We start from the raw sequence: 910 nt of genomic DNA on the forward strand, positions 1-910 counted from the left end.
AACGGTGACGTCGCGTTCACCGGCGACAGCAATATCGGCGTGGCGCAGACCGGTATCGACGACGACGGCGAAGTTGAGATTACCCTGAACCGTGATCTTGATCTGGACAGTGTCACCACCGGCAACAGCGTGTTGAATGATGATGGCCTGACGGTTGACGACGGCGGAGGCAATGTAGCCAGCTATGCCGCCACCGGTAGCGAGATCACCGACGGCACCAACACCACCAGCACTAGCGCTGACGGAATAAACGTGACTGACGGCACCACAACCAGTGTAATCGGCGCCGACAGTATCGGAACCGGTAACGTGGCAATAAGTGGTCTCAACAATGACATCACTGGGTTATCCAACACCGATCTCAGCGGTAACGACTTCGCGCAAGCAGGTCGGGCGGCGACCGAAGAGCAACTGGATATTGTTAACCAAACTGCCAATGAAGGCTGGAACCTAACGGCACAAAGTGCTGACAGTTCCAACGTGGCACCGGGTGACACCGTCGACCTCAGCAACACCGACGGCAATATCCAGATCGCCAATGATGACAACGACGTCACCTTTGATCTGGCAGACAACCTCACCGCCGACAGCGTCACCACCGGCAACAGCGTGTTGAATGATGACGGCCTAACCATTACCGGTGGCCCGAGCATCACTGCCAGCGGTGGCATCGATGCCAACGATCAAGTGATCAGCAGTGTAGGTGCCGGTGAGGTTAGCGGTACCAGCACGGACGCGGTCAACGGCAGCCAGCTGTTCGGCTCGGTTGACTCGATCAACAGTGCGATCGGCGGCAATGCCGTGGTTAATGCAGACGGCACCATCACCACCAGTGACGTTGGCAACACCGGTGAAGACACGGTTCACGACGCGATTGACTCGGTGAACACCGCTGCCAACGCGGGCTGGA

Annotated in this window: 1 pseudogene; it reads left to right on the top strand. The window is 57.8% G+C overall.

Annotated features, from left to right (window positions below):
* Positions 1–910 (top strand): annotated as a pseudogene (locus QT230_RS20780) (hypothetical protein); the annotation flags it as partial.

This window comes from Halomonas sp. SpR8 (genome assembly GCF_031010195.1).
GTDB lineage: Bacteria > Pseudomonadota > Gammaproteobacteria > Pseudomonadales > Halomonadaceae > Vreelandella.